This is a genomic window from Promicromonospora sp. NPDC057138 (genome assembly GCF_042670845.1).
GTDB lineage: Bacteria > Actinomycetota > Actinomycetes > Actinomycetales > Cellulomonadaceae > Promicromonospora.
This window is the reverse complement of record NZ_JBHUUX010000011.1, coordinates 39,829-66,003: the sequence shown is the minus strand read 5'-3', so window position 1 is coordinate 66,003 and position 26,175 is coordinate 39,829. Positions and strand designations below refer to the sequence as shown.

Annotated in this window: 22 protein-coding genes and 1 pseudogene; 10 read left to right on the top strand and 13 right to left on the bottom strand. The window is 70.6% G+C overall.

Annotated features, from left to right (window positions below; genetic code table 11):
• Nucleotides 1-71 precede the first annotated feature (71 nt).
• The 4 genes and pseudogenes from ACFT2C_RS10040 to ACFT2C_RS10025 all read right to left on the bottom strand — a co-directional run.
• A pseudogene (locus ACFT2C_RS10040) lies at nt 72-1,085 on the bottom strand (ABC transporter permease); the annotation flags it as partial.
• Nucleotides 1,051-2,028: an ABC transporter permease gene (locus ACFT2C_RS10035; RefSeq protein ID WP_377206894.1), complete on the bottom strand. Its 978-nt coding sequence runs from the start codon at nt 2,026-2,028 to the stop codon at nt 1,051-1,053. The gene ACFT2C_RS10035 and the pseudogene ACFT2C_RS10040, both read right to left, overlap by 35 nt.
• Before the next feature lie 81 nt (nt 2,029-2,109).
• Nucleotides 2,110-3,786, bottom strand: coding sequence for an ABC transporter substrate-binding protein (locus ACFT2C_RS10030; RefSeq protein ID WP_377206893.1), 1,677 nt, complete (start codon nt 3,784-3,786; stop codon nt 2,110-2,112).
• Between the two features lie 72 nt (nt 3,787-3,858).
• Nucleotides 3,859-4,917 (bottom strand): LacI family DNA-binding transcriptional regulator, encoded by a 1,059-nt coding sequence (locus ACFT2C_RS10025; RefSeq protein ID WP_377206892.1) that lies wholly within the window; start codon nt 4,915-4,917, stop codon nt 3,859-3,861.
• A 169-nt stretch (nt 4,918-5,086) separates the two neighbouring features.
• Here ACFT2C_RS10025 and ACFT2C_RS10020 point away from each other — a divergent pair, with 169 nt between their 5' ends.
• From ACFT2C_RS10020 to ACFT2C_RS09990, 7 genes are all read left to right on the top strand, one after another.
• The gene (locus ACFT2C_RS10020; protein ID WP_377206891.1) at nt 5,087-5,641 is read left to right on the top strand and encodes a PadR family transcriptional regulator; all 555 of its coding nucleotides are present in this window, start codon (nt 5,087-5,089) and stop codon (nt 5,639-5,641) included.
• Nucleotides 5,638-6,711 (top strand): zinc-binding alcohol dehydrogenase family protein, encoded by a 1,074-nt coding sequence (locus tag ACFT2C_RS10015; protein ID WP_377206890.1) that lies wholly within the window; start codon nt 5,638-5,640, stop codon nt 6,709-6,711. Before ACFT2C_RS10020 ends, ACFT2C_RS10015 begins: the two co-directional genes overlap by 4 nt.
• On the top strand, nt 6,695-7,522 hold the full coding sequence (locus ACFT2C_RS10010) for a nuclear transport factor 2 family protein (RefSeq protein ID WP_377206889.1): 828 nt from the start codon (nt 6,695-6,697) through the stop codon (nt 7,520-7,522). The genes ACFT2C_RS10015 and ACFT2C_RS10010 overlap by 17 nt, the downstream gene beginning before the upstream one ends.
• A gap of 306 nt (nt 7,523-7,828) precedes the next feature.
• Nucleotides 7,829-9,001 (top strand): multiple monosaccharide ABC transporter substrate-binding protein, encoded by a 1,173-nt coding sequence (gene chvE, locus ACFT2C_RS10005; protein ID WP_377206888.1) that lies wholly within the window; start codon nt 7,829-7,831, stop codon nt 8,999-9,001.
• A gap of 445 nt (nt 9,002-9,446) precedes the next feature.
• Nucleotides 9,447-10,745: a wax ester/triacylglycerol synthase domain-containing protein gene (locus tag ACFT2C_RS10000; RefSeq protein WP_377206960.1), complete on the top strand. Its 1,299-nt coding sequence runs from the start codon at nt 9,447-9,449 to the stop codon at nt 10,743-10,745.
• Nucleotides 10,745-11,272 (top strand): flavodoxin family protein, encoded by a 528-nt coding sequence (locus ACFT2C_RS09995; protein ID WP_377206887.1) that lies wholly within the window; start codon nt 10,745-10,747, stop codon nt 11,270-11,272. The genes ACFT2C_RS10000 and ACFT2C_RS09995 overlap by 1 nt, the downstream gene beginning before the upstream one ends.
• A complete protein-coding gene (locus tag ACFT2C_RS09990) occupies nt 11,269-11,919 on the top strand; it encodes an SRPBCC family protein (protein ID WP_377206886.1) in 651 nt (216 codons plus the stop codon). Before ACFT2C_RS09995 ends, ACFT2C_RS09990 begins: the two co-directional genes overlap by 4 nt.
• Before the next feature lie 88 nt (nt 11,920-12,007).
• On the opposite strand, the gene ACFT2C_RS09985 is transcribed toward ACFT2C_RS09990, so the two are convergent.
• The 3 genes from ACFT2C_RS09985 to ACFT2C_RS09975 form a co-directional block, all read right to left on the bottom strand.
• Complete coding sequence (locus ACFT2C_RS09985; protein ID WP_377206885.1) at nt 12,008-12,559, bottom strand: universal stress protein; 552 nt, start codon at nt 12,557-12,559, stop codon at nt 12,008-12,010.
• 349 nt (nt 12,560-12,908) lie between these two features.
• A complete protein-coding gene (locus tag ACFT2C_RS09980; protein ID WP_377206884.1) occupies nt 12,909-15,479 on the bottom strand; it encodes a cation-translocating P-type ATPase in 2,571 nt (856 codons plus the stop codon).
• A gap of 83 nt (nt 15,480-15,562) precedes the next feature.
• The gene (locus tag ACFT2C_RS09975; protein WP_377206883.1) at nt 15,563-16,498 is read right to left on the bottom strand and encodes a universal stress protein; all 936 of its coding nucleotides are present in this window, start codon (nt 16,496-16,498) and stop codon (nt 15,563-15,565) included.
• A 445-nt stretch (nt 16,499-16,943) separates the two neighbouring features.
• On the opposite strand from ACFT2C_RS09975, the gene ACFT2C_RS09970 reads away from it, so the two are divergent.
• A complete protein-coding gene (locus ACFT2C_RS09970) occupies nt 16,944-17,825 on the top strand; it encodes a universal stress protein (protein WP_377206882.1) in 882 nt (293 codons plus the stop codon).
• 32 nt (nt 17,826-17,857) lie between these two features.
• Entirely contained in the window at nt 17,858-18,139 is a 282-nt protein-coding gene (locus ACFT2C_RS09965) for an SHOCT domain-containing protein (RefSeq protein WP_377206881.1), read from the top strand.
• Nucleotides 18,140-18,150: 11 nt separating this feature from the next.
• Here ACFT2C_RS09965 and ACFT2C_RS09960 read toward each other — a convergent pair whose 3' ends face one another.
• Nucleotides 18,151-18,567: an HAD-IA family hydrolase gene (locus ACFT2C_RS09960; protein WP_377206959.1), complete on the bottom strand. Its 417-nt coding sequence runs from the start codon at nt 18,565-18,567 to the stop codon at nt 18,151-18,153.
• Nucleotides 18,568-18,802: 235 nt separating this feature from the next.
• On the opposite strand from ACFT2C_RS09960, the gene ACFT2C_RS09955 reads away from it, so the two are divergent.
• Nucleotides 18,803-19,750 carry an Acg family FMN-binding oxidoreductase gene (locus tag ACFT2C_RS09955; protein WP_377206880.1) on the top strand — a complete coding sequence of 316 codons (948 nt, stop codon included), beginning with the start codon at nt 18,803-18,805 and terminating at the stop codon, nt 19,748-19,750.
• 157 nt (nt 19,751-19,907) lie between these two features.
• Here the strand turns inward: ACFT2C_RS09955 and ACFT2C_RS09950 are convergent, their stop codons facing one another.
• The 5 genes from ACFT2C_RS09950 to ACFT2C_RS09930 form a co-directional block, all read right to left on the bottom strand.
• Complete coding sequence (locus tag ACFT2C_RS09950) at nt 19,908-20,189, bottom strand: dsRBD fold-containing protein (RefSeq protein ID WP_377206879.1); 282 nt, start codon at nt 20,187-20,189, stop codon at nt 19,908-19,910.
• Between the two features lie 142 nt (nt 20,190-20,331).
• Nucleotides 20,332-23,202, bottom strand: coding sequence for a cation-translocating P-type ATPase (locus tag ACFT2C_RS09945; RefSeq protein ID WP_377206878.1), 2,871 nt, complete (start codon nt 23,200-23,202; stop codon nt 20,332-20,334).
• A gap of 117 nt (nt 23,203-23,319) precedes the next feature.
• Nucleotides 23,320-23,703: a hypothetical protein gene (locus ACFT2C_RS09940; RefSeq protein ID WP_377206877.1), complete on the bottom strand. Its 384-nt coding sequence runs from the start codon at nt 23,701-23,703 to the stop codon at nt 23,320-23,322.
• Between the two features lie 493 nt (nt 23,704-24,196).
• Entirely contained in the window at nt 24,197-25,246 is a 1,050-nt protein-coding gene (locus ACFT2C_RS09935) for a hypothetical protein (protein WP_377206876.1), read from the bottom strand.
• A 654-nt stretch (nt 25,247-25,900) separates the two neighbouring features.
• Nucleotides 25,901-26,122, bottom strand: coding sequence for a hypothetical protein (locus tag ACFT2C_RS09930; RefSeq protein ID WP_377206875.1), 222 nt, complete (start codon nt 26,120-26,122; stop codon nt 25,901-25,903).
• Nucleotides 26,123-26,175 lie beyond the last annotated feature (53 nt).

Below are 26,175 nucleotides of genomic sequence, written 5' to 3'. Positions count from 1 at the left end.
GCCTCCGCGACGTCGGACACGACCGTTCCGCCGCCGGGCGCCTGCACCCCGGAGCGCCGTCGGCGCGGTACGCGCAGCCGGGGGTTCGTCACCTCGTCGACCGCGTAGTTGAGGAGGGAGAGCGCGAAGGCGACGAGCGCGATGCACAGACCCGAGGGCAGGAAGGCCCACCAGGCGCCGACCATGAGCGCGCCGTCGTTGCTGGCCCAGTACAGGTTGGTGCCCCACGAGACGACGGAGACGTCGCCGAGGCCCAGGAACTCGAGCCCGGCCTGGCTGCCGATGCCGAAGATCACCACGCCGAGGAACGTGCTCATGACGATGGACGCCATGTTGGGCAGGATCTCGCGGAACATGATCCAGCCTGGGCCTTCGCCGGTGACGGTCGCGGCGGCGACGAAGTCCTTCGCCCGGATGGACAGCGCCAGGGACCGCAGCACACGCGCAGCACCCGCCCAGCCGGTGACGATGAGGACGACGACCACGGTCCCGGCGCCCGGCGGCAGGAACGCCGCCAGGACGACGAGCAGCGGAAGCCCGGGCAGGAGCAGGAAGACGTTCGTCACGAGGGACAGGACGTCGTCGGTGACCTTGCCGAAATAGGCGGCGGCGAGCCCGACGGTCACGCCCACCAGGGTCGCGGCGAGCCCGACGAGGAAGCCGACCGCGAGCGACGACCGGGCACCCCAGAGAGTGAGGGCGAGGACGTCCTGCCCCTTGGCCGTCGTCCCGAGCAGATGCTCGGCGGACGGCGGCTGCGAACCGGAGCCAGTGATGACCGTGGGGTCCCCGGGCACCAGGAGGGGCGCGAGGAGGGCGAGCGCGCCGAAGAGGAGGAGGATCCCGACGCCGAGGGTCGCCTTGCGGTTCCGGAGCAGGCTGCGCAGGAATCCGCGGCGGGGCGCGGGCCTGCCGGACGGGCCGGCCGAGGCCGTCGCGTCGGGCGCGAGGTCGAGGGGCGCGTTCGGCCGTGAGCCGGCGCCGGATGCGGCGCCGATCGACGCCGACGTGGATTCTGTGACGGACATGGTCTCGGTCTCCTTGGCCCCGTCAGGAGACCCGCACGCGCGGGTCGAGACGGACATAGACGATGTCGACGAGGAAGTTCACGATCAGCACGGCCGCCGTGATCGTGAGGAAGATGCCCTGCATGAGCGGGTAGTCGAGCCCCTGCACGGCGGCGAGGAGCTGGTAGCCGACACCGGGGTAGGCGAACACGACCTCGGTCAGCAGTGCGCCACCGACCACGAAGCCGAGGGACATCCCGAAGGACGTCACGGCCGGGAGCATGGCGTTGCGCGCCGCGTAGCGGAACATGATGCGGCCCGGGCGCAGGCCCTTCGCCTCGGCCATCACGATGTAGTCCTCGGCGTTCGTGGCGATCATCGTGTTGCGCATCGCGAGCATCCAGCCGCCGACCGAGACCACGACGATCGTGACGGCGGGCAGGACGAGGTGCATGGCGACGTCGCTCGCGAACTCACCGGTCCATGCCGGGGAGGTGCCCGCACTGAACGCGTGGCGCAGCGGGAACCAGCCGAGCGAGACGCCGAACAGGTACAGCGCGCCCATCGCCAGCCAGAAGTATGGGAACGAGCCGACGAAGACGAGGACGGGCGGCAGCATCGAGTCGAGGAACCCGCCGCGTCGCCAGGCGGCGAGGATGCCCAGCAGGTTGCCGACGACGACGGCGATCAGCAGCGCGGTCCCGCCCAGGAGGAGGGTCCAGCCGATCTGCCCTGCGATGACCTCGACGACGGGCGTCGGAAAGCGGGAGATCGAGACCCCCATCTGTCCCGTGAACACGTTGCCCAGGTAGTCGAGGTACTGCTGCCAGAGTGGGCGTTCGTCGAGCCCGAAGAGCTGTCGGAGCTGCGTGACCTGCTCCGGCGTCATCCGGCTCTGCGAGCGGGCGAACATCCGCGAGACTGGGTCGCCCGGCATGAAGCGCGGAAGAAGGAAGTTCAGGGTGACGGACACCCAGAAGGCGAGCAGGTAGAAGCCCAGTCGCCGCAGGACGAAGAGCACGGCGTCCTCCGTTTCGGTGCGGTACGGAAGGTCTGATGGTGTGGCGTCCGGCCGGCGCAGGTCGCGCCGGCCGGACGTCGGTCAGCCCTGTGCGGGCTCGAGGGTCGTGAGCACCAGCACCGTCGTCGGGGCGCGCGTGCTCAGCGTGGCGTACGGGTTCTCCTCGGTCGGCCAGCCCGTGAACCGAGCGTCGGTGTACGCGCCCCACTCCGGGCTCGGGAACAGGGGGATCACCGGGGCCTCGGCGTCGAACTCGGCCTGGAGCTCGTCGACGACCGTGCGCTGGGCGTCCTCGTCCGTCGTCGCGGCGAACTCGTCGAGCAGGGCGTCCGCCTGCTTGTCGCCGAAGCGGTGGTAGTTCTCGAGAGTCTTCTCGCCCTCGGGCTTGACCGTCGCGGTCGACATGACACCGCGGTAGAACTGGTACGGAGTCGGGGCGTTGTTGCTCCACACGATGCCGCTGTCGAAGGAGCCGTCCTCGTAGCCCGCCACCACGGCGGACCAGTCAGGCGAGTCGACGGAGGCCTCGACACCGATCTCGGCCAGGTTCTGCGAGATGATCTCGGCGACCGACAGCCAGTCGGACGACGTGGACCCCACCGAGATCGTGGCGGTGAACGGAGAACCGTCCTTGAGCGTGCGGTTCCCGTCTCCGCCGCGCGGGTAGCCGGCCTCGTCGAGCAACGCGTTGGCGGCCTCAACGGAATGCTGGGTCCACTCGCACGAGTCGGCCAGATCCGGGTCGCGCCACGGGTCGTAGGCACCGGACAGGCCGGTGCAGTCCGCGGGGTAGGTGTAGCCCTGCATCGCGACGTCGACGATCTGCTCGCGATCGATCGCCATGCTGAGCGCCTTGCGGACTCGGGTGTCGTCGTACGGCGCCTTCGTCGTGTTGAGCTGCCAGTTGACCATCGAGCCGGTCGGCGGGAACCAGTAGTGGTTGTGCTCCGAGTCCCTGGCGACGAACGCCTGCTCGATGTTGGGGATGAACTGCGGCGCCCAGTCCACCTCGCCGTTGGCGGCGGCCAGGTTCGCGCCGTCGTTGCCCGCGAACGCGAGCATGCGGATCGACGGGATCTTCTGCTTGTCGGGCTGCCAGTAGTTCGGGTTCGGCCCGAGATCGAACGACTGGTTCTCGAAGCTGACCACCTCCGTGTACGGCCCGGTGCCGACCGGGGACTCGTTCGCCTCCTTGGCCGGGTCGTCCACCGTGGACCACACGTGGTCCGGGATGAGGATCTGCTGGCCGATCTCGTAGAGGGCCGGCGAGTAGACCTTGTTCAGGTGGAAGACCACGGTGGCGTCGTCGACCGCCTCGACCTTGTCGAGATACTCGAGGCCGCCGAGAACCTCCTTCTGCAGGTCGAACGTCGTGACGACGTCCTGGGCCACCAGCGGCTCTCCGTCGGACCACTGGACGCCGTCGCGCAGCGAGAAGGTCAGCTCCTTGCCGTCGTCGGACGTGCTCCACTCGGTCGCGAGCCACGGCGTCGTGCTGCTGTCGGCGGGGTTGTAGACGAACATCGGCTCGTAGACCGCCTGCTGGGTCATGGGAGCGACGTTCGGCGAGAACGGGTTGAAGTTGCGCACGAAGGTCCCCATGTCCTCGCGCGGGACGATCAGCGGCACATCGGAGGCACCCTCGTCGGTGCCACCGCCCGAGCCGCTCGTCCCGCATGCCGCGAGGGCAAGGGCGCCGGCAAGCGCCAGCGCGACTACGCGCGCTGCGCGCCGAACCGGGCGAAAACGTGAAATCATCGGTATCGCATTCCTCTCTTCATCGCTGAAGGCGAAGGGTGGGGGTGTTGTGGTCGCCGGGGTTGATTGGCGTCAGACCGACGACCGTTCGAGCAGCGGGCAGTCGATCGTCACGGTCTCCGTGCCGATCGACTGTCCCGCTGTGAGCGCGGCGAGCATGTCGACGCCGCGAGCGCCCATCTCCTGGAAGGGAAGGGCGATGGTGGTGAGCCGCGGACGCAGGTACGCGGCGATGAGCTCCTGGTTGTCGAACCCGACGACAGCCACGTCGCGCGGGATCGCGAGGCCGCGTTCCTTGATGGCGTCGTAGGCCCCCATGGCCATCCGGTCGTTGCCGCAGAAGATCGCCGTCGGGCGGTCCGCGCGATCCAGGAGCTCGCCGGCGGCCGCGTAGCCGCCGTCGGCCGTGGCGTCGCCCGCGATCACGAGCGTCGGGTCCACCGGGACACCGGCGTCGTGGAGCGCCTCCTCATAGCCCTGGCGACGGCCCACGCTCGCGGGGATCGCCGGGTCGAGCGTGATGAAGCCGATGCGGGTATGCCCCGCGTCGAGCAGTCGTTGCGTGCCGCGCCGGCCCCCGCCCACCTCGTCCGGGACGACGGCGGGGAGGCTACCCTCGGCGTCGAAGCAGTTGACGAGCACCGTGGGGACCTCGCGCACGATGTCGGGCACATGGACCGCCCGATGCCAGGTGGCGGCGTAGAGCAGTCCTTCGACCCGCTGCTCGAGCAGCTTCTCGATCCCGGCCGCCTCGGTGGCCACCTCGGGCTCGCTGGAGGAGATCAGCAGGAACTTCCCCTGCTGGAGCGCGCGGTCCTGGGCGCCCTTGATCACGTCGACGGCGAACGGCGCGGTGACGATCTCCGTCACGATCCCGTACCAGTCGCTCCGCCGTGCCGCGAGCGCCCGGGCGCCCGCGTTCGGGCGGTAGCCGAGCTCGGCGGCGGCGTCGATCACGCGGCGCCGCGTCTCGTCGGGGATCCCGGCGTCCGGGCGGTCGTTGAGCACGAACGAGACCGTCGTACGCGAGACGCCGACCCGTTCCGCGATGTCGCCCATCGTGGCGCCGCGTCGTGGGCGCCTCTCCCCCTCATCTCGGGGGCGGCGGCGTGTGGCATCGCTCGTCGACATTGACGTTCTCCTTCGTACTAACTCGCGTTAGTACGGGAGGTTACGCGCGTTAGGAACGGTCGTCAACCCTCGGAACAGCCAGCGACGGCCTGTCGCACGGGGTCGGTGGCTCGCCGAGATCATGCACCTCGATTCGAGGTAACTCGAATCGAGGTACTAGGCTGTGGCCGTGATCGAACTGATGATCCTCGGCTTCCTCGCCGAGGAGCCCCTGCACGGGTACGAGCTGCGCCGCCGCATGGAGCAGCTGCACGGCTATGCCCGCACCATCAGTGACGGCACCCTGTACCCCGCGATCACCCGCCTCACCAAGGGCGGCCTCGTCACGCGCGAGAGCGAGCCCGGCCACGCCGGCGCCCCCCGTCAGACCCTGCGCCTCACCGAGGCGGGACGCACCCGCATGCTCGAGCGGCTCCGCGGGGCCGACGGGCACGACATCACCGACGGCAGCCGCTTCTTCGTCGTGCTGTCGTTCCTGTCCCTGCTGCCCGAGGCGGCCGAGCGCGACGCCGTCCTGCGCCGTCGCCTCGACTACCTCGAGCAGCCCGCCAGCTTCTTCTACGACGGCGACCGCCCGCTGCGCGCCGCCGACCTCACCGACCCCTACCGCCGCGGCATCCTGCTCTCGGCCCGCGCGACCAGCCGCGCCGAGCGCGCGTGGATCCGCGAGCTGCTCGACCACGCCACCACCCAGGACAACACCAGCCAGAAGGAGACGCCATGACCGACACCATGCGCGCCGTGGTGCTCGACGAACCCGGACCCGTGACCAGCCTGCACATCCGCGAGCTCCGGGTACCCGAGCCCGAGGCCGGCTGGGTGCGGATCCGCGTCGAGGCCTTCGGGCTCAACCGGTCCGAGCTGCACACCCGGCTCGGGTTCGCCGGCGACGCCGTCACCTACCCACGTGTGCTCGGGATCGAGGCAACGGGCGTCGTCGATACCGACCCCACCGGCACGTTCGCCCCGGGTCAGCAGGTCGCGACCATGATGGGCGGGATGGGCCGCGCCTACGACGGCGGCTACGCCCAGTACACCTGCGTCCCGGTCGACCAGGTCATCCCGTTCCGCTCCGGCCTGCCCTGGCAGACGCTCGGTGCCGTCCCCGAGATGCTCCAGACCGCCTACGGCTCCCTGACCGTCGGCCTCGACGCCCAGCCCGGCCAGAGCCTCCTCGTCCGCGGCGGCACCTCCTCGGTCGGCATGGCCGCCGCTGTACTCGGCAAACGCCTCGGGATGACAGTCCTGTCCACCACCCGCAGCCCGGACAAGCACGATGCGCTGAGCCAGATCGGCGTCGACCACGTCCTCCTCGACGACGGCGACGTCGCCGCACAGGTGCGCGCCATCCTCCCCGACGGCGTCGACGGCGCCATCGAGCTGGTCGGCACCCCCACACTGCCCGACACCCTGCGCGCCGTCCGCGTCCATGGCACCGTCTGCTTCACCGGCATGCTCTCCAACGTGTGGACAGTCGAGGACTTCTACCCCATCGACTACCTGCCCTCAGGAGTGCGCCTGACCGCCTACTCCGGCGAGGCCGACGACCTCCCCACAGACGTCCTGCAGGGATTCCTCGACGACGTCGCGGCCGATCGCGCCGTGGTACCCGTCGACCGGGTCTTCGACCTTGACCACATCCGAGACGCGCACACCGTCATGGAGTCCGGCGACGCCCGCGGCAAGCTCGTCGTCCTGCCCTGGAGCCGCCAGGGAGTGCCTGGCGCCGCCAACACCGATACCGACACCGACACCGACACCGATGGAGGAACGTCCGATGCCCTGGCTTCCTGAGCAGTTCTCCCCGAAATACGTCGCGGAGCTGTCCAAGCACCGCCCCTCGCCGCTCGCCGCCGTCCCGTTCTTCGACGGCGTGACGTCGGGCGAGGTGGACGCCCTGGTGGGGTCCTTCGCGGGCGAGCCAGAGCTCCACCACCCGGTGCGCGGCAGGGTCAAGGGGCGCGACGCGTTCCGGCGGTTCATCGAGACGATGAGCGAGGAGCTGCGCGCGGGCGCCTGCACCGTCGAGGACGTCGACCTGGTCGTCACTCCGCACCGCACGGTCGAAGAGGTGGTGCTGCGGTACGACGCACGCCAGGGGCGGGTCGAGCTCCCGGTCGCGATCGTCACCGAGCGGTCGGACGCCGGCCTGCACGAGCTGCGGATGTACTTCAGCACCTGGCCGATCACCGGGTCGCACGCCAACCGGCCGCCGCTGCTGCAGCCCGACGAGGCAGCCACGGAGTCCGGAGTGGTGGGCGACTACCAGCGGGCGCTGGCCGCCGGCGACGTCGAGGCCACGGTCGCGGCCTTCGAGCCGGACGCGACGGTGCGCGAGCCGGCCGGCGGGCAGTACGTGCACCGCGGCGAGCAGGAGCTGCGCGCGCTGTTCACGTCGTTCTTCTCCAACGGTGGCGGCATCCCGCTCGAGCACTGCACGGTGACCGACGATGGGCGGGCCTGCGCGCTGGAGTACAACGTGGTGCGCTGGGGCGTGACGGACCTGCCGCCCGAGGCAGGCGTCGCGGTGTACGTGCGGGGCGAGTCGGGGCTGCTGAGCGCTGCCCGCATCTACGACGACTCGAACCCGCCGCTGTCCGCCTGACTTCTCCCGCCGACGCAGGTCGGTCCGTTCGTGACCATCGACGCAGAGGCGCTCTTTCCCGAACCTCGACGACGACTGGCGCTCCGATCCGCACGCGTATCACACGCAGCCACCACGGAACGTCGACGGCATGATCCCGGACGTCGAGAAGCTCTAAACCGACACTCAGACCCGGGAAGCACGAATCCCGGGAGACTTTTTCTTTGACCAACGGACGTGTGAGCGTTCACAATCTGTTGCGTTCACAATGTGAAGTCGGCCGGGTCGCAGAGACGTAGCCCGGGCAAAACTCGAAGAGGAGAAGTCATGGCAAGGAAGCTATGGGCAGTGCGTGGTCTGGCCGCGCTGGCATCAGGCGCGATGGCCCTCTCGCTCGCCGCGTGCGGCGGGGGCGGCGCCGGTGCCGGCGGTGGGGCTGACGGCGGCGACGCCGACGGCGGCAAGGGCGGCCTGGTCGGCGTCGCGATGCCGACCGAGACCTACGAGCGCTGGGTCGCCGACGGCGACGCCGTCAAGTCCGGGCTCGAGGAGGCCGGGTACCAGGTCGACATCCAGTTCGCGAACGACGACATCCCGACCCAGCAGCAGCAGATCGACGCGATGATCAACAAGGGTGCCGAGGCGCTCATCATCGCCTCGATCGACGGCACGACGCTGGGCAGCCAGCTCGAGGCCGCCGGTGCTGCGGGCATCCCGGTGATCTCGTACGACCGCCTGATCCGTGACTCGGACAACGTCGACTTCTACGTCACGTTCGACAACTTCCAGGTCGGCGTGCAGCAGGGCACCTCGCTGCTGACCGGCCTCGGCATCCTGGACGAGAACGGTGAGCCGGCCGCGGACGCGCCCAAGGGCCCGTTCAACATCGAGCTCTTCGCCGGTTCGCCGGACGACAACAACGCCGGGTTCTTCTACAACGGTGCGATGTCGGTGCTCCAGCCGTACCTGGACGATGGCACGCTGGTCGTGCCCTCGAAGCAGATCGACTTCGACACCGTCGCCATCCAGCGCTGGCTGCAGGACAAGGCGCAGGGCCGCATGGACGACCTGCTGACCTCCACGTACAGCAAGGGTGACGTGACCGTCGACGGCATTCTGGCCCCGGCCGACCCGCTGTCGCGCGGCATCATCACCTCGCTGCAGAACGTCGGCTACGGCAAGGGTGACCTCAAGATGCCGGTCATCACCGGGCAGGACGCCGAGGCGGCGTCGGCCAAGCTCATCGAGGACGACGTGCAGTACTCGACGATCTTCAAGGACACCCGTCTCCTGGCCGAGCAGGCCGTCACCGCCACCCAGGCCTACCTGGAGGGCAAGGAGCCGGAGGCCAACGACACCGAGTCGTACGACAACGGCAAGAAGGTCGTGCCGTCGTACCTGCTGCCCACCGTGATCATCACCAAGGACAACGTCAAGTCCGAGCTGGTCGACTCCGGCTACCTCACCGCGGAAGAGGTCGCCTCCGGCCAGGCCGACTAGGTCTGCCGCCGCGGCACCACTGGTACCGAGACCGCTGACGCTCTGGCGGTCGGGCCGATCGTGACTCACGGTCGGCCCGACCGCCGGAGCCAGGCCCGCGCTGGGCGTCAGCGTCCGTGGAACGCGACTTCACCGCCACGAGGCCGAACCAGCTGTGGGTCGCGGACCTGACCTATGTCCGCACCTCGACTGGATAGGTCTATGCGGCGTTCGTGCTGGACGTGTAATCCCGCCTGATCGTGGGCTGGCAGGTCGCGACCAGCCTCTACACCGACCTGGCGCTGGACGCGCTGCAGATGGCGATCTGGCGCCGGCAGCACGAGGGCTCCTATCTGGCCAGCCAGCGGCTCGCGTACCCGAGGACGACGACAGTCATGGTGAAGAGGGACCTTCGAACCTGTCGCCTCGAAGGCAGGCCGGTTACCGTCGAAATGTGCGCACCTCGATGCAGCGACTCGCACCGGCCGACGAAGCCAATCTCGTGCTCGATCACTCGGGTCAGGTCAACGTGTTCCTCGTGGCCGGCCTCCTGGCGCACGGTGGCTTCGTCGGTGACGACGGGGCCATTGACCTCCCGGCCCTGCGCGCCGCCCTGCAGACGCGGATCAAGCGGCTGCCGGCCCTCCGCCGCGTGGCAGTCCCCGTTGGCCGAGGACACGCGTGGGCCGAGGTGCCACCCGACTTGGAGCACCATGTCCGGCTCGTCGAGGCCGAGGAGGGCCTCGCGGCTCTCGAACGACGATGCGGTGAGCTGATGACCGTTCCGCTTGCGCGTGACCGTCCGCTCTGGGAACTCCTGCTCCTGCGTGGCGGCAACCTGGCAGAGGTCGCCTTCATCCTGCGGATCCACCACGCGATCGCCGACGGCACGTCGGCAGTCGCGCTGGTGCACGAGCTCTTCGACCCCGAAGAACCGAGGACCCAGTCGGGAAGCACTCCCGTCGACGTGGCAGCCGACCACGGGCAATCCACGCGACGCCGGGGACCAGGGCGCAGGCTTCGGAGGCTCGGGTTCGGGCTGCGACGGGTTCTGACGACGATCGGCGGTCGAGGAGTCCCGCCCACGATGTTGCTCGGCGAACGGAGCCCGAGCCGAGGTGTGGCTTTCGTCGACGTCGATCTGGGTGCGCTCGAGTCGCGGGCGCGTTCGTTCGGCGCGACGGTCAACGATGCGCTGCTCGCCTCAGTCGCGGCCGGCTTCGAAGCCACGCTCCGCGCCGCCGGTGAGCGGGTCCCCGCGACGCTTGCGGTCTCGTCGCCGGTCGCTCTGCGGCGGCATGGATCGGCGAGCAACCAGGTCGGGGTGATGCTGGTGAGGCTCCCGCTCGCTGAGACCAGACCAGATGACCGCCTCCGACTCATCGCCGCTCAGACGCGGGCCGAGAAGGTGCGCGCGCGTGACCAAGGAACGCTCGAGCTGATGCGCGGCCCTCTCGGTGCGCGCATCATGGACGGTATCGGCCGTCGGCAGCACCTCGTCGCCGGCTTCGTGACCAACGTGCCTGGCCCCGCGGAACCGATGCGGCTCGCGGGCGCGCCCATCACGGCCATCTGGCCGGTCGCGGTGCTCGGGGCCAACGTTCGGCTCGGTGTTGCAGCGATCTCGTACGCCGGCCGCCTTCGCTGCGGGGTTCATTTCGACGCCCGGAATGTGCCTGGTACCGCGTTCGCGGCAGCAATGCGGAACGAGCTCGCTCGCCTTGACGGCCGCTCCAGGAAGGCTCGCTCCGGAAGGGAAACGTGATGACTGCCATCGTGCTCTATGAATCGATGTTCGGGAACACCCGCCAGATCGCCCAGGCGATCGGCGACGGCCTCTCGGACCTCACCGATGTCCGCGTGGAATCGGTGTCGGCGGGTCCCGATCTGGCCGTCGACCTGGTGGTGATCGGTGCGCCCACCCATGCGCACACCCTGCCACAGGCGTCTTCGAGAGAGGATGCGGCGAAGTGGGCGGCCGATCCGGAACAGCATCTGGACCTCGAACCCGACGCGTCCAAGCCCGGGGTGCGGGAGTGGATCGAGTCCCTCTCGACCGCGCCGACCGCTTGGGCCGCATTCGGCACGCGGGTGGACATCCCACGTATCTTCGCCGGCGATGCATCGGCGGGGATCGAGCGACGGCTCCGCCGCCTCCATTCACGTCCGGTTGCCGATTCCGAGTGCTTCCTCGTGACCACGAAGAACGTGCTCGTGGACGGCGAGCTCGATCGGGCTCGCGCGTGGGGGGGCTCGCTCGGCCAGGCCGTGATCACGCGACAGAGGACATGACCTCGGGACGGCGGTCGGTGCTCGGCGTTGTCGCTGCGGCGGCTGCGATCGCAGCCACGTGGGCCGTGCGGCGCGTGTCCCTTCGGTGGGGCGCGAGCGACGAGGAGCTCCGGATGCCGCTGCCCGGCGACGACGCCCTGCCCGCGCCCGACCTGATGGCCACCCGGGCGATCACGATCAACGCCCCGAGCTCGCGCGTGTGGCCGTGGGTCGCGCAGCTCGGCCAGAATCGCGGTGGCTTCTACACATACGACTGGCTCGAGAACCTCGTCGGCTGCGACATCCACAGCTCGAACGTCATCGTGCCCGAGCTCCGCGTCCGCGCCGTCGGCGACGAAGTCCGCCTCGCCCCTCCCGTGGCACTGAAGGTCGTCGCCGTCGACGATGGGCGCCACCTCGTGCTACGCGGCGCCGTCGGTCCAGACGGCACTGGTGCCGCGGCCCCGTACGACTTCACCTGGGCCTTCGTGCTCATCGAGCACGCACCTACCGTCACCCGCCTCATCGTGCGCGAGCGCTTCGCGTACCTCGCCGGATGGGCGGCCGCGCTCGCCGAGCCCGTCGAGATGGTGAGCTTCTTCATGTCGGAGCGAATGCTCCGCGGCATCCGGGAGCGCGCCGAGCGCCCGACTCCGGCCGGGGACTGAGTCAGCCATGCGCGCACCGGCCGAGCCCGCCAGCCCCACGTTTACGGGACCTTGGTCCAGACGGTGGGTCGTGCAGGCGGGTGCACGGTCACTGCTCCCATGGGGCGCGGATCTCTTTCCAGTCGACGACGGCGAGCGGCACCGTCAGCACGGGCCGGTGCTGGTGATGTGCCAGGTGCATCGCCACCGAACCTTCGACGAGCTCCCGCACGCGCGAGATGCTGCCTGAGGCTCGTGTCCCCACCACGATGACGGCCGCGTCGACCGCCCGCGCGAGATGCGTCAGTGCCCGGTCCGGCCGGCCCGCGAGATACCGCACCTCCCAGGGCACCGGCGACGCGCCCAGCACACCGGCCATCTGGTCCCGCAGTCCTCTCTCGACGTCGTTCCAGGCGTCGTCCGTGACATCAGGGTCGATCGGAGCGTGCAGCACATACCCGTCGGCGTGCTCTTCGACCACATACCGGGAGGTGTCGGCGAAAGCGAAGTACACGATCGGCGCCCGCGCCGCCCGTGCCCACGCCATCGCGGTCAGTGCTACCAGGTCGTGCTGCCCAGGGACCACTCCCACGACCACAGGATGCTCGGCGAACGGAGTCATCCGGTCGACACCGGGCTGGGGAACCGGCGTGCGGCTCACGGGTGCCACCACCTTCCGCGGGTAAGAGGGAACCTGCCCGGATACCCACTCAACCACGCCACGCACCCTGGGTGTCGGCGCGGCGAAAACATCACCAGGTGGAGTCGCCGCGCCGACCGGCCGCCATCAGTCCTCGACGTCTCCACCTCGACTTCCGGGAAGTCGGTCAGTACGTCGTCAGGCCGTGCCCCCGGAACTGGTTCCGCACGCGCTCGGTCAGCTCGGCCGACGGCGGCCGGGTCGCCTCCCGCTCGCGGACGACGGCCTCGCTGAACGGCCCCGCGTCGAGACCGAGCGTGTCCGCCTTCTTCGCGTCGAAAGTCCCGTCGCGAGTTCAGCTTCTGCCGCACTAGCGGCTGCGCGCTCGGACGGCCTTGGCGGCGGCGTCCGCCAGGACGACGGCGACGGGCGCGGCGAGCGCAACTGCCCAGCCGGCGGCGGGTGGCGGGCTGCCGCCGAGCAGGCCGGACAGCGGGGGCGCCAGGAACACGGCGAGCAGGACGAGCTCGACCGCGACAGCCCAGAGCAGCATCGGGTTGCCGGTCATCCGCAGCGCACCCACCCAGCGGTACTCGCTGCGGCAGGCGAAGGCGTTGCCGAGCTGCCCCAGCACCACCGCGGCAAAGGCAGCCCCGGACGCCGCGGCCAGCGTCTGGGTCGACGGCTCGGCACCGACGACCCAGCCGGCCAGGCCGAGGACCACGAAGAACGCCGCCATCTCGACCACCGCCTCGACCGGGCCGAGGACGCCGAAGGCTCGCCCCAGCACGGCGCGGTCGATCAGCGCACCGGTCGACGGCCGCTGCCGCATCGTCGCGTGGCTGGGCGGTTCCGCGCCGAGGGCGAGCGCGGGCAGCAGGTCGGTACCGATGTCGAGGGCGAGGATCTGCAGCACGGTCAGGGCGAGCGGGAGGCTGCCGCCGCTGAGGGCCCAGATCAGGAACGGCGTGAGCTCGGCGACGTTGTCGGTCAGGTGGTAGGTCAGGAACCGGCGGATGTTGGCGAAGGTCGCGCGGCCCAGCTCGACGGCGGCGACGATGGTCGCGAAGTTGTCGTCCAGCAGCACGACATCCGCGGCCTCGCGCGCGACGTCGGAGCCGCTGCGCCCCATGGCGATGCCGATGTCGGCCTCGCGCAGCGCCGGCCCGTCGTTGACGCCGTCGCCGGTCATCGCGACGACATGTCCCCGGGCATGGAGGGCGCGGGCGATCCGCAGCTTGTCCTCCGGCGTGACCCGGGCGATCACCACGCCGTCCCGGTCGACCAGCTCGCCGAGCGCGTCGTCGTCCGCGGGGAGGTCGGAACCTTCCAGGACCGGCCCGTCCCGGAGAAGCCCTACCTCTCGGGCGATCGCCGTCGCCGTCCCGATGTGGTCGCCGGTCACCATGGCCAGCTTGATGCCTGCCGTGCGGCAGGCGGCGACCGCGGCGTGGACGTCGTCGCGGGGCGGGTCCTCCAGCGCGACGAGGCCGAGCAGCTCGAGATGCTGCTCGACGTCGACGGCGGGCGCGCCGGCGTCGTCCGCGGTGGCGGCGCGTCGGGCGACGGCGAGCACCCGCAGGCCCCTGGCGGCCAGCTCGGCCACTGCCTGTACCGCGTCGTCACCCGCGGAGGTGAGCGCGAGCACGGAGTCCGGGGCGCCCTTGACATACACGACGTCGCCGGCGAGCACCGACATGCGTCGGCGGTGGGCGTCGAACGGCAGGCGCCGGAGCAGGGGCCGCGCGGTCTCCTCGGCCGGTACGTCGACGTCGGCGCGCAGGGCGAGCACGTGCAGGGCCACCTCCATCGGGTCGCCGTGCGCCGTCCACTGCTCACCGCTGCGGACCATCCGTCCGGTCGAGCAGCGCGCGGCGGCCAGCGCGACGTCGCGGACGGCGGGGAGCGTTCCGGCCCCGGCGGTGATCCGTGCGGTCGGCGCATACCCGTGCCCGACGACGGACGCCGTCCCCTGGGGTGTCCACACCTCGACGACGGACATCTCGTTGCGGGTGAGCGTGCCGGTCTTGTCGGTGCAGATGAAGGTCGTGGAGCCCATCGTCTCCACTGACTCGAGGTGGCGCACGAGCGCGTTGCGGGACGCCATCCGCTGCGCACCCCGCGCCAGGGAGAGCGTCACCGTCGGCAGCAGCCCTTCCGGGACCAGGGCGACCATGACACCGACGGCGAAGAGGAACCCGTCCGAGGGCGGCATGCCGAGCACCAGGGAGACGGCGAAGAACGCGACGCCGACGGCGATGGCGAGCCCGGCGATCACCCGCACGACGCGCCGCAGCCGGATCGCGAGCGGGCTGGGCGGACGGCTCGCCGTGCGGGTGAGGGCCATGATGTGGGCCAGCTCGGTGGCGGGGCCGGTGGCAGTGATCTCGACCGCCGCCTCGCCCTCCACGACGTAGGTTCCGGCGTGGACGACCCCGTCCGGCGAGGGGTGCGTGGTGGTGCTCTCGCCGGTCAGCATCGACTCGTCGAGGGCGAGCCCGGTCACCGAGACCAGCCGGCCGTCCGCGGCAACCGCGTCGCCCGCCTCCAGGAGGAGAAGGTCCCCGACGACGATGTCGTGGACGGGGATCTGCCGGCGGTGCCGGTCGCGAAGGACGGTCGCCAGGGCCGGCATGAGCTCGAGCAGCTTCTGCCCGGCCTTGTCGGCCCGGTACTCCTGCAGGAAGGCGAAGACGCCGTTGACGACCACGACCACCGCGATCGCGACGGCGAGCTCGGGCATGTCGGCGACCCAGGCGAGGACCGCGGCGACCCAGAGCAACAGAGCGAAGAAGTGGACCATCTGCCCGAGCAGCAGCCGCACCGGGGACGGCGGCCGGGGCTTGGGAACGACGTTGGGTCCCAGCTCCTGGAGGCGATGAGCCGCCTGGGACGATGAGAGGCCGGGAGGTTCTCCGACGTGTGTCTCGACCGTTTCCATTGCCTCTCCCGATACCGGTTGCGTTTCCGTCCCTGCGTCGCCACACTCCCGGTTCCGGGCCACGGACCGGCCGGGTCGAACACCTAGTCCTTCAGGATCTCCCCCGAGCTCTCGAGCACGAGCGATGCGGTAGTCGGTTCGCGCTTCGACGGAACGACCTCGACCGGCGTGTCCGAGACGCCGAGGACTGCCCGCGGCGTCCGCCCCAGACGTGCCAGGTGCTGCAGATCACGGTGGGGTCGGGCGAGCATCAAGACGTCCCCGTCGGCCGCGGCGTCGACCAGGACGTCGGCCGGACGGCCCACGACGACGGTCGTCTCCACCTCGACGTCCGGGAAGGCATCCCGCCACTCGCGCGCGACGGCCTCCAGCGTCCGCGTGCCCGTACTGACGGACTCGCCCGCGTAGGAGTCAGCAATGCCGAGGTCGGCGGCGAGATCGGGGACCTCGACCGCATGCACCAGGCGCAGAACTGCGTGCCGCGCGGACGCCATCGAGTACGCGCAGGCCAGCAGCTCGCCGTCGCTCACGAACGACTTGATCCCGACGACGATCCGCCCATGGTGGCTCTCCCGCCAGTCCGCCGGAACGACCACCACGGGGACTACCGCACGGGCGGCGACTCCGGCGGTGGTCGCTCCGGTGACCAGTCGCTCCACCCCTCGGCGGGTCTCCCGCCCGAGCACCATCAGACCGCCCTCCGCCGCTGCCGCGGCCAGCTCGGGCACCCGTGCTCCTCGGCCGAGCAGCGACTCGAACCTGACGTCGGACGCCTCGGCGCGCGCCTCGGCCACAGCCCTGTCCAGGATGCGCTCCCCTGAGCTCCGGAGATCTTCGAGGTCGCGCGCAGCCGAGGGCCACAAACCGCCCTCGGGGAGGGACGTCGGTGCGACATGTACCAGCCGGACGGAGCAGCCCCGGATACGGGCCTCGCGCATCGCGTACCGGACAGCGCCCGCGCTGCGCTCGCTTCCGTCGACTGCGACGACCACCGGAGAGGTGTGCCTGGTTGCGCTCATGATGGGACTCCTTCGCTCTGTGCGCTGGTCCTGAGTCGCTCCCTCGAGCCTGCCGAGCACGACCACGTCCCTGGCAGGGCCGACGGTCACAGGTCCACGGGACCTTCACCGCCGCGCGGGGGACCTTCGCCCCTGCCCTCGTCTCTCCAGGGGATGCCAGCGATCTTCGCCGCCAGCTTCGCCGGGTGATCTCCACGTCCTCGTCCAGCATCCGGCGCAGACGATTGGCCGACAGCGTGCCGCCGGTACCACCGCCGAGGATCACGATTCGTTCGCTCATGGCTCCAGCCTCAGGGCGCCGCCGCCTGGCCTGTAGGGGCCTTGGTCCTCCCGGGGCGGGGCGAAGGTCGCCCGGGGGACCTTCGTCCCGCGCTTCGGGGCCGCCCGCCCCTGCCACGAAGCCACGGCCGGCTGGTGTCCTGGCGGTGAGCGGAGGAGGACGATCATGGACAGCACCTGGTACCGGAGCGTCGTCGTAGGAGTCGACGGCTCGGACGTGAGCCTGGCGGCGCTGAACTGGGCGACCCTGACCGCCGATGTGCACGGGGCTCGTCTGACGGTGGTGGCCGCTCACCCCGTGCCGCCCGAGGCCGGCCCGGAGATCAGCAACCTCATCGAGGACGCGCACGAACAGGCGCGCCACGCAGCCCGGGCTGCGCGAGAACGGCTCGGCGGATGGCGCCCAGGAGGCAGAGACGTCGAGACGCTCGTCCTGCCCGGAAACGCCGCCCGCGTCCTTGCCCAGCTGTCGAACACCCACGACATCATCGTGGTGGGGCGCCGCGGGCTCGGCGCCTTCGACCGCGCGCTGCTCGGGTCCACCTCCTCAGCACTGGCGGCGGCCGCGCCCGGCACGGTCGCGGTGGTACCGGCCGGCGCAGCGACCGCCCAACCCCGCAGGATCAGGGTCGGAGTGGGTGCCGTCGATGAACCGGACGTCCTGGGAACGGCATTCGCGGAGGCGGACGCACGCGGGTGCCCGCTCGAGGTGCTGCACGTGAGCGGAACTGACCCGATCTCGTCTGCCCTGCTCGACATGGACCCCGTGGCGGCGTCGTGGCAGGAGGCCGCAGCGGTCGGCCTGGCCGATCGGCTGGCCCGCTGGTCGGACAAGTACCCGGAAGTCACCTACACCGTGGTGACCCGCCGCGGAGACCTGGTCGCCACCCTGCTCCACGGCCTGAACCAGAACGACATCCTGGTCGTCGGCGGGCGGAGCCACTCGGCAGTCGCCGGCCGCCTGCTGCGCACCGTGACCGACGCCGTCGTACGCGGGGCGCGGTGCCCGGTCCTGGTCGTCCACGCACATCGTCATCCGGTCACTTGACCGGCGGGCACTGACCGAGCGAGGAGAGAACGATGATGTACGGAAACTACGGCATGGGCCTGTGGGGCAGCCTGGTCATGCTTGTCGGCGGGCTGCTGCTCGTGGGCCTGCTCGTGGGCCTGATCGTCGTCGGTGCGCTGCTGCTTGCCCGCTATTCCAAGGGCTCCGACGAGCCGAGCGAGTCGGCGCGTGCGGTGCAGTCGGCGCGGCAGGTGCTGTCCCAGCGCTACGCCCGTGGTGAGATCGACGAGAACGAGTACACCCAGCGCTTGAACGTCCTGGACGCGACAGAGCTGCGACGGCGCGGAGGCTGACACCCGACAGGTCAACGGGTTCCCTCGTGCCTCCCGACCACGTCGAGGTCAGCAAGGTCGCCGACCACGATGTGCGCTCCCCTGCCCGACATGTCCTTGCTGATCCGGCCGTGCCGGTCCACACCGATCACCAGTCCGAAGCGACCCCGGTGGCCGGCCTCGATGCCGACCAAGGCGTCCTCGATCAGTGCGCATCGGCCGGGCGGGACGCCGAGGCGATGCGCGGCTTCCACGAAGAGCGCGGGGTCCGGCTTGCCCGCCAGCCCGAGCAGCTCCGCGTCGAGGCCGTCCACCCGCACGTCGACCAGGCCGTCCACCCCGGCGGCGCGCAGCACCGGTCCGCAGTTTCGGCTCGCCGAGACGGCCGCGATGCCGGCCCCGCGATCCCTCGTGGCATCGCGGTCCAGCACGGCGCGGCGCGGTGTCATCACGTCGTCTCCTTCCGCAGGACCGGCGAAGCGGGGGTATCCGATCGTAGGGGCCTTGGTCTGTCCTGTGCGGGACGAAGGTCAGGCGAAGCGAGGACCACCTGCCCTCCCGGGCTCCGGGAGAGGGTGGTGTCCTGGACAGAGAGCACGAATCGGCCCCCGCCGGAATCGCGGCGATCCCGGACCCGACGGGCCGGGCCGACGCCGCGTGAATGAGGACCGAGGGAGAAGAGCCATGGACGTCGTCGACGCACGGATCGAGAGGATCCTGAGAGCCGCTGGAGACGCTCCGAGCGTCTTGAACACCCAGCCGTGGCAGGTGGCGGTCACGGGCACCACCCTGACGCTCCGTGCCGACCGGTCGAGACGGCTGCGGCACAACGACCCCCAGGGCCGTGAGATGTTCATCAGCTGCGGAGCCTTCCTGTTCAACGCCCGGGTGGCCGCCCGGCGCGAGTCGCTGACCGCGGTCGTCACGGTGCTGCCCGATCCCGACGACGACCTGCTCGTCGCCGAGGTCGCCCTCGAGCCGGGCGACGACCCGAACGCGGACGAGCTCGAGCTGTCCGTGGCGATCGGGCACCGCGTGACGTCCCGCGTCCCCTTCGACGACCAGCCGCTCCTCACGGACGTCCTGGTCGCCATCCAGCGGGCCGCCGACGCCGAAGGGGCCAGCCTGCACACGGTCCAGCCGTCGGACCCCTCGCACGCTGAGGTGATCGGGCTCGTGCGCAGGGCAGAAGCCATCGCGGCCGAAGACATGGCCGCCCGCGACGAGGAGGCGGCATGGACCACCTCCTGGCCGGGACGCGACGACGGCATACCCGAGAGGCTTCTCGGGCGCGCGCCGAGCAACGACGACGCGCCGGTGCGCCGGTACCACGCCAGCCGAGGCCGGGAGCTGTTCGAGCGGCACTCGACCCTGGCCGTCCTGACCACGGCCGGCGACTCCCCCCGGGAGTGGATCGCAGCCGGCCAGGCCTTGGAGCACGCGCTCCTGGTCGCCGCCACCTACTTCGTCCGCGCGTCGTTCGCGACCACCGTCCTGGAGAACCCGACGACGCGCCACGACCTGCGCCAGGCACTGTCTCTCAGCGCCTTCCCGCAGATGCTCATGCGGCTGGGGAACGTCCCGACGCCGGAGCGCTCGCCCCGCCGCACGCTAGGCGCCGCGACAACCTGAGTCCCGCCGCAGGTCCCGTCCGGCGAAACCAGCGGGACCACTGCGTGCCCGCCGGCCCCAAACGCCCGTTGAGTGCTGGGGATCCGCCCCTCCGAGGGGTGCGCACGGGCGAATATCCAGAGTCCGCGCCCGCTGACGTGACGTTGATCCGTACCCGTCATGGGTGCAGGTGGACGGGGCGGTGCTCGATCGCGGCGATGTCGTCCGACGTCGCTCGCAGCAGCCGGTCGGCGAGGTCGCGCAGCGCGCGGGCAGCGGCGAGCTCTTCGCCGATCTCCGGGACCTCGGGATCGTCCGGGTTGCGACGTGCACGCCCGTAGCCCTCGAGCGAGGTCCCGCTCGACGTGGTCAGTACCGCGTGGGCGGCGGTGAGCGTGCCGTCGCGCTCGATGTCGTCCGCGTCGAAGAGGTCGACGGTGACGTTCCAGGTGTGAGTCATGACGGTGCTCCTGTCGATCGGTGCCGCGCCCGCCGTCGGACGGCGGCAGGCTTCCAGCGTTCCTCGCGCGCGGGCGGTCGCACCAGGGACCAACGACCCGGGGCTTGAGGACCGACGGCACCAGGTGTCGTCGAGACGCCGTTCAGTGGCTTTTCGGATCGCCGTGTCGCACCCGCCAGACCAGCTTGCGGAGCTCGTCGAACCACAGGACGGACGAAGCTATGGCGACCGTGACGCCCCAGTGCGCGAGGTCGAGCCCAGCGGTCCCGAAGGCGACCTGGAGGAACGGCACCTGCACGACCGCGACCTGGAGCACCACACCCAGGCCGATCGCTCCCCAGAGCCAGCGGTTCACGAACATCCGGTGGAACGCGCTGGTGGTCTCCGAGCGGGAGTTGAGCACGTTGAAGAGTTGCGCGAGGACGAGGGTGGTGAACCCGGCGGTACGGGCCACCGTGAGCGAGTCGGTGCCCTCGACCAGGCCGCCCGGCAGGAAGATGTCGATGGTCAGCAGGGTGGCCGCGCCCATGACCAGCCCGATGCTCAGGACGCCGGTCCACATGCGCGCGTCGATGATCCGCTCGTGCGTCCCGCGCGGGGGCCGGGCCATGACGTCGTCGGTTGCCGGGTCGACGCCCATGGCCAGGGCCGGCGCGGAGTCAGTGACGAGGTTGATCCACAAGATCTGCGTGGCCAGCAGCGGTACGACGACGGCCTCGCCGCCGGCCGCGCCCTCCAGGCCGAGCATCCCGGCAAGCACCACGCCGAGGAGCACTGTGCAGACCTCGCCCATGTTCGACGACAGCAGGTAGCGCAGGAACTTCTTGATGTTGTCGAAGATGATCCGGCCCTGGCGGACGGCGGCGACGATGGTGGCGAAGTTGTCGTCGCCGAGGATCATCTTGGCCGATTCCTTGGTCACCTCCGTCCCGGTGATGCCCATGGACACGCCGATGTCGGCGGTCTTCAGGGCGGGGGCGTCGTTCACGCCGTCGCCGGTCATGGCGACCACGTGCCCGTCGGCCTGGAGCGCGTCCACGATCTGCAGCTTGTTCCGCGGTGCCACGCGGGCGTACACCGAGACGGTCCGGGTGGCCTCGCGCAGGCCCTCGGCGTCGAGGGCGTCCAGCTCGGTGCCGCTGACGGCGCGGGCTCCCGGCTCGACGATGCCCAGGTCGGTCGCGATCCGGGTGGCCGTGATCGGATGGTCTCCCGTGATCATCATGACCCGGATGCCGGCCCGATGGGCCTCGGCCACCGCGGCCGTGACCTCGGGCCGCGGCGGGTCGATGATGCCGACCACGCCCAGGTAGACCAGGTCGGACTCGTGCTCCTCCAGCCCCTGGGAACCCGTGCCCTCGGCGACCCGCCTGTAGGCGACGCCGAGGGTGCGGTAGGCCTCCCGGGACAGCCGCTCGACGGCGTCGAGCGCCGCCGCCCGCCGCGCGTCGTCGAGCGGGACGGTCCCGTCGCCGACCTGCACGTCGGTGCAGCGCGGCAGGAGGACGTCGGGCGCGCCCTTGGTGACCAGCGCCCAGGCGCCGTCGCCCGGCGGGTCAACGAGCGCCGACATCATCTTGCGCTCGGACGTGAACGGGACCTGCCCGCGGCGCTCGAACTCGGCCACGCGGTCCACCGTGCCGGTCAGCTTGTGTGCCGCCACGAGGAAGGCGGCCTCGGTGGGGTCGCCCTGCACCTCCCACGCACCGTCGCGCTCGACGAGCTGGGCGTCGTTGGCCAGCGAGCCGCCGCCCAGCACCATAGCCACCTCACGGACGAGCCCCTCGTCCGTGAGCGGCCGGCCGACACTGTCCCCGCCGGTACGCGCCTCGCCGTCGGGCCGATAGCCCACGCCGGTGAGGGTGACCTCGCCCGACGCCGTGACGACCCGCTGGATGGTCATCTCGTTCTTGGTCAGGGTGCCGGTTTTGTCCGATGCGATGACCGACGCCGAGCCGAGCGTCTCCGCGGAGTGCAGCTTCTTGACGACGGCGTTGCGACGGGCCATCGTCTGCACCCCGACGGCCAGGACCACCGACAGGATCGCGGGCAGCCCCTCGGGTACGGCTGCCACAGCGAGGGATACGCCGAGGATCAGGACGGTCACGAGGTCGGCCGCCGTGCGGACCTCGTTGACCAGCGCCGTCGCGACCATCACCACGACGGCGATGCCGATCACCGCGAGGCCGAGCATCTTGCTCACGCGCGAGATCTCCCGCTGCAGCGGGGTGACCTCCTCCTCGGTGGCGTCGAGCAGCTGCGCGATGGCGCCCATCTGGGTGCCCATGCCGGTCGCCACCACGACGGCGTGGCCGACGCCCAGGGCAATCGCCGTGCCCTTGAAGACCATGTCGAGCTGGTCGCCCAGCGGCGCCGGTGCCGCGAGCACTGCCGCGTCCTTGAGGACCGTCTCGCTCTCCCCGGTCAGCGACGACTCCTGGACGCGCAGGGCCGTCGCGCTCAGCAGGCGCGCGTCGGCGCCGACGGCGTCGCCCTCGGCCAGCACGAGCACGTCCCCGCGCACGATCTCGGCCGACCGCACGGTGACCCGACGGCCGTCGCGCAGCACGGTGGAGGTCGCCTCGGTCATGGACCGGAGCGCCGCGACGGCGTCCTCCGCCTTGCGGGTCTGGGCCAGCCCGAGCACCGCGTTGAGCAGGACGATCGCGGCGATCACCACCGCGTCCACGGGCACGCCCTCAGCACCCTCGATCCACCAGACGGCGACCGAGATACCCACGGCCACCAGCAGCAGCGTCACGAGCGGGTCGCGGAGCTGTTCCAGCACCTGGCGCCACAGCGGCACGGGCGGCCTGGACCGCAGCTCGTTCGGGCCCTCCGCGGCCAGGCGGCGCGCGGCCTCGGCGTCGCTCAGCCCGACGGCCGGGTCGACGCCGAGGTCGCCGGCCACGTCGTGCACCTCGCGCACCGACGGGTCGAACGGCGTACCGACGGGCGCGCCGACGGACGGCGACGCGAAGGGCGACCGGCTGGGCTGGCGCGGAAATGCCACACCACGATCATCCTCTCGGCGGCGGATCTCGCAGCGGCCAAAGGTCCCGTCTATCCGTGACCCTCACCCCTGTCACCCGGCCGCGACCGGCAGGCTCAGAGGTTTCCGCCGCGGGGGTCAGGAAATCGGCCTGCTCAGCCGGCGCGCCGCGACCTCCGCACCGAGGGCCATCCCCCATTCTCGGGCGCGATCGAGCTCACCGCCGATCAGAGGGCCGGTGACGTCGCTGACCCGGAGGCTCACCGGCGCGGCGACCATCCGGTATCCCAGCTGGCCCAGCCTGCAGCTCGCGGCCCGCGCGGCCGAGCCCGTGACGCGTGCGGTCACCCGCGTGTCGAACGTCGTGGTCGCCGTGTGCTGGTTCGCGACATCGTTGATATCTGAGTCGGGACATCGTTGATATCGGCGGGTCGAGGCAGGCGGCCGCGCAGGCTGGCGTCGAGCCGCAGGTTGCGGGGCGATCAGTCGGTGTAGGCCGGTGCCGACCCGCACGATGATCATGGCCGCGCATGCCGAGCCGAAAGAAGCACGTCGCTCAGGGCCCGGATCGACACGTGACCTGCGATTCGCCCCGGGACGCGGACCACGACCTTGCGGTTCAGCGCCGAGCCGCACCGGCCGGCCGCCGCGGGCAAGGTCCGCTTCCAGAACACCATCACGCATGCTTATGGGCCCAGAACCAGGCCCAGGCGTGTTCTGGAAGCGGACATCCAAGCCAGCCCTGGCCCCCACAGCCCCGACGAGCAGAGAGCCCGGCCGATGGCCGGGCCCTCAGATACAAACGATGACGCGAGACATCTATGAACGATGTCCCGCGTCATCACCGGGTGGAGTTAGGGGATTCGAACCCCCGACCTTCTCATTCCGAAGACGGCCCAGGGTCTCCCGTGGCGAATCTTCAGCGCATTCCGCGTGCATGCGGTGCGTCCAGCCCGGCCCCGTGCGGCGGCGGGGCCGCCGGGGGGCCGACAAGCTCGCCAGTACCGCCGCCGGACTAGATGCCCGACGCGCCGCCGGACGTGTTGGTCCACCGGGCGTGGTATTCGTTCAGCGAGTACTTCTTCTGCTGACCGCTGGTCGAGGTGATCTCGAGGCCGAACTGCATCGTGTCGAAGTCGGTGTTGACCAGGAGGCCTTCCGACGCGGCCCATTTCCAGACCGCCAGGGCATCCACGGTGCCGCTATTGCTTTGTGAGGCAGGGACGAGCTGCAGGACGTTCCAGCCGGGGTTCGCCTGCCAGACCTCCGCATAGAGGACGCCGCCGATGGTCACGTCGGACCTGATCTTCGTCCCCCAACCACCTCCCTTTGGGTACCAGCTCGTGAAGATCATGACCTCGTCCTGGTTGCCGGTGGACCAGATGTCGCTCGTCCAGTTCCACCAGTCTCCGCTGCTGGTGGGGGCCGACGACGTGTTGTACGTGAACGTCGCCGACTGCATCTCGGCCAGGGGGGTGTGCGGCCTGACCGAGGTGTTCGGGTACGACTTCACGCCGCCCCCGGACTGGGTCGAGTCGACGTACCACGAGTTCATGCTGTTGACGTGCAGGCACTGCGAGGTGTTGCCCTGGTTGCCCCACACGTTGTTGTAGATCGTCCAGCTGCCCTGGGTGTACTCCCCGAACGTGTTGCACGAGGAGTAGACCTCGGCCTGCGCCGGAGGCGCGACCGGCGTTCCTGCGCTGGGCGACGGGGCCCCACGGACACCGCGGCCGCCGCCGCCGCTTGAGCCTCGGCTGCTGCTGCCCGCCTCGGCCGCGGCGGCTGCCTCCGCCTCGGCGGCCTCAGCCGCGGCGGTGTCCGAGGGGCTGGGGCTCGGGCTCGGGCTCGGGCTGGCCGTCGCGGACGCGCTGGCGCTGGCGCTCGCCTCCGGCGACGAGCTGATCAGGGCGCCGTCAAACCTGGGATCGACCGACCCGTCGTTGCCCGCGATGTTGCCGGCGATGGTCGGCGCGAGAGCGGCGGCGCCACCGAGGACGACCGCGAGGCCGACGACGACCGGCACGAGCCACCGGGGACGCAGGCGGCTCAGGAATGATGCCATGGGGACTTTTCCCTCTCGTGAGGCGAAGAGGGGGCCGGAAGGACGCGCCGCCCTCGGCTCAAGGCCAGACCTTGCACGGTTGCTGCGCAGGTCGTCAAGTCTTCAAATGCCCGGCGGCTGCGTCGCTATGTCCTCGACCTTGCGCAGTATGGAGTCGTACACGCTCGACCGGGCCCTGCCAGGTATAGACGAACGGGGGCCGCCAGGGGGCCGCGCTCGGAGGAAGACGCCTCCTAGGCAACGAAGAAACCCCGCTCGACCGGAGCGTATGCCCTGGTCAAGCGGGGTTTCCGTCTGTGGAGCTAGGGGGATTCGAACCCCCGACCTTCTCTCGGGGTGCCGAGTCCTCGCTCCGCTATCGGACCGCGTGGTTCAAGTTCTCGGGGCGAGCCCGCGATCAGCAAAATCGTTGAGATCCTGCGGCTGATGGGGCTCGCCGTCGAGTCTGGCACCCTTGCGCATTGGTGCGCAACCGGGCCCGTCCAGGCTCGTTCGGTGCGTGGCATGTGCGTGGCACAGGGCTAATGCGTGGCACATCCGTGGCACGAACTCGTTCGGGGCCGCAATCGTGTCAGGAACCACGACTTGAATCGCAATGCGCGACGGTGGTCCAGGACTCCCCACACCGCGCCCGAGTTACGCGGAAGCCCGGAGTCAGCCGGCGAGGTTGGCGAGATGACCCCGGAGCACCACAGTCGCACCGGCCTGGCTGGCGTCGGCGCCTCCGGCGAAGAGACCGCCCTCACCCACGGTGATCTCCCAGCCCGCCGGGACCGGACCGGAGCCGAAGTCCACGAGGAACTCTCGTGCGCACCCGTCGAGGATCGCGAGCACGAGCGGCTCGACGTCATCGAAGCCGCCTTCGCTGTCGGCCACGACCCTGACGAAGATACACGCCCCTGCGAGGACCCAGATCTCGTCTTCGCCCC

Coding starts and splice junctions, on each gene's coding strand:
- ACFT2C_RS09935 (WP_377206876.1), bottom strand. CDS start 25,246: ATGGCATCATTCCTGAGCCGCCTGCGTCCCCGGTGGCTCGTGCCGGTC.
- ACFT2C_RS10030 (WP_377206893.1), bottom strand. CDS start 3,786: ATGATTTCACGTTTTCGCCCGGTTCGGCGCGCAGCGCGCGTAGTCGCG.
- ACFT2C_RS10010 (WP_377206889.1), top strand. CDS start 6,695: ATGCCCTGGCTTCCTGAGCAGTTCTCCCCGAAATACGTCGCGGAGCTG.
- ACFT2C_RS09980 (WP_377206884.1), bottom strand. CDS start 15,479: ATGGAAACGGTCGAGACACACGTCGGAGAACCTCCCGGCCTCTCATCG.
- ACFT2C_RS09975 (WP_377206883.1), bottom strand. CDS start 16,498: ATGAGCGCAACCAGGCACACCTCTCCGGTGGTCGTCGCAGTCGACGGA.
- ACFT2C_RS09995 (WP_377206887.1), top strand. CDS start 10,745: ATGACTGCCATCGTGCTCTATGAATCGATGTTCGGGAACACCCGCCAG.
- ACFT2C_RS09960 (WP_377206959.1), bottom strand. CDS start 18,567: ATGACACCGCGCCGCGCCGTGCTGGACCGCGATGCCACGAGGGATCGC.
- ACFT2C_RS09965 (WP_377206881.1), top strand. CDS start 17,858: ATGATGTACGGAAACTACGGCATGGGCCTGTGGGGCAGCCTGGTCATG.
- ACFT2C_RS09990 (WP_377206886.1), top strand. CDS start 11,269: ATGACCTCGGGACGGCGGTCGGTGCTCGGCGTTGTCGCTGCGGCGGCT.
- ACFT2C_RS09955 (WP_377206880.1), top strand. CDS start 18,803: ATGGACGTCGTCGACGCACGGATCGAGAGGATCCTGAGAGCCGCTGGA.
- ACFT2C_RS09940 (WP_377206877.1), bottom strand. CDS start 23,703: ATGATCATCGTGCGGGTCGGCACCGGCCTACACCGACTGATCGCCCCG.
- ACFT2C_RS10000 (WP_377206960.1), top strand. CDS start 9,447: ATGCAGCGACTCGCACCGGCCGACGAAGCCAATCTCGTGCTCGATCAC.
- ACFT2C_RS09970 (WP_377206882.1), top strand. CDS start 16,944: ATGGACAGCACCTGGTACCGGAGCGTCGTCGTAGGAGTCGACGGCTCG.
- ACFT2C_RS09950 (WP_377206879.1), bottom strand. CDS start 20,189: ATGACTCACACCTGGAACGTCACCGTCGACCTCTTCGACGCGGACGAC.
- ACFT2C_RS10025 (WP_377206892.1), bottom strand. CDS start 4,917: ATGTCGACGAGCGATGCCACACGCCGCCGCCCCCGAGATGAGGGGGAG.
- ACFT2C_RS10015 (WP_377206890.1), top strand. CDS start 5,638: ATGACCGACACCATGCGCGCCGTGGTGCTCGACGAACCCGGACCCGTG.
- chvE (WP_377206888.1), top strand. CDS start 7,829: ATGGCAAGGAAGCTATGGGCAGTGCGTGGTCTGGCCGCGCTGGCATCA.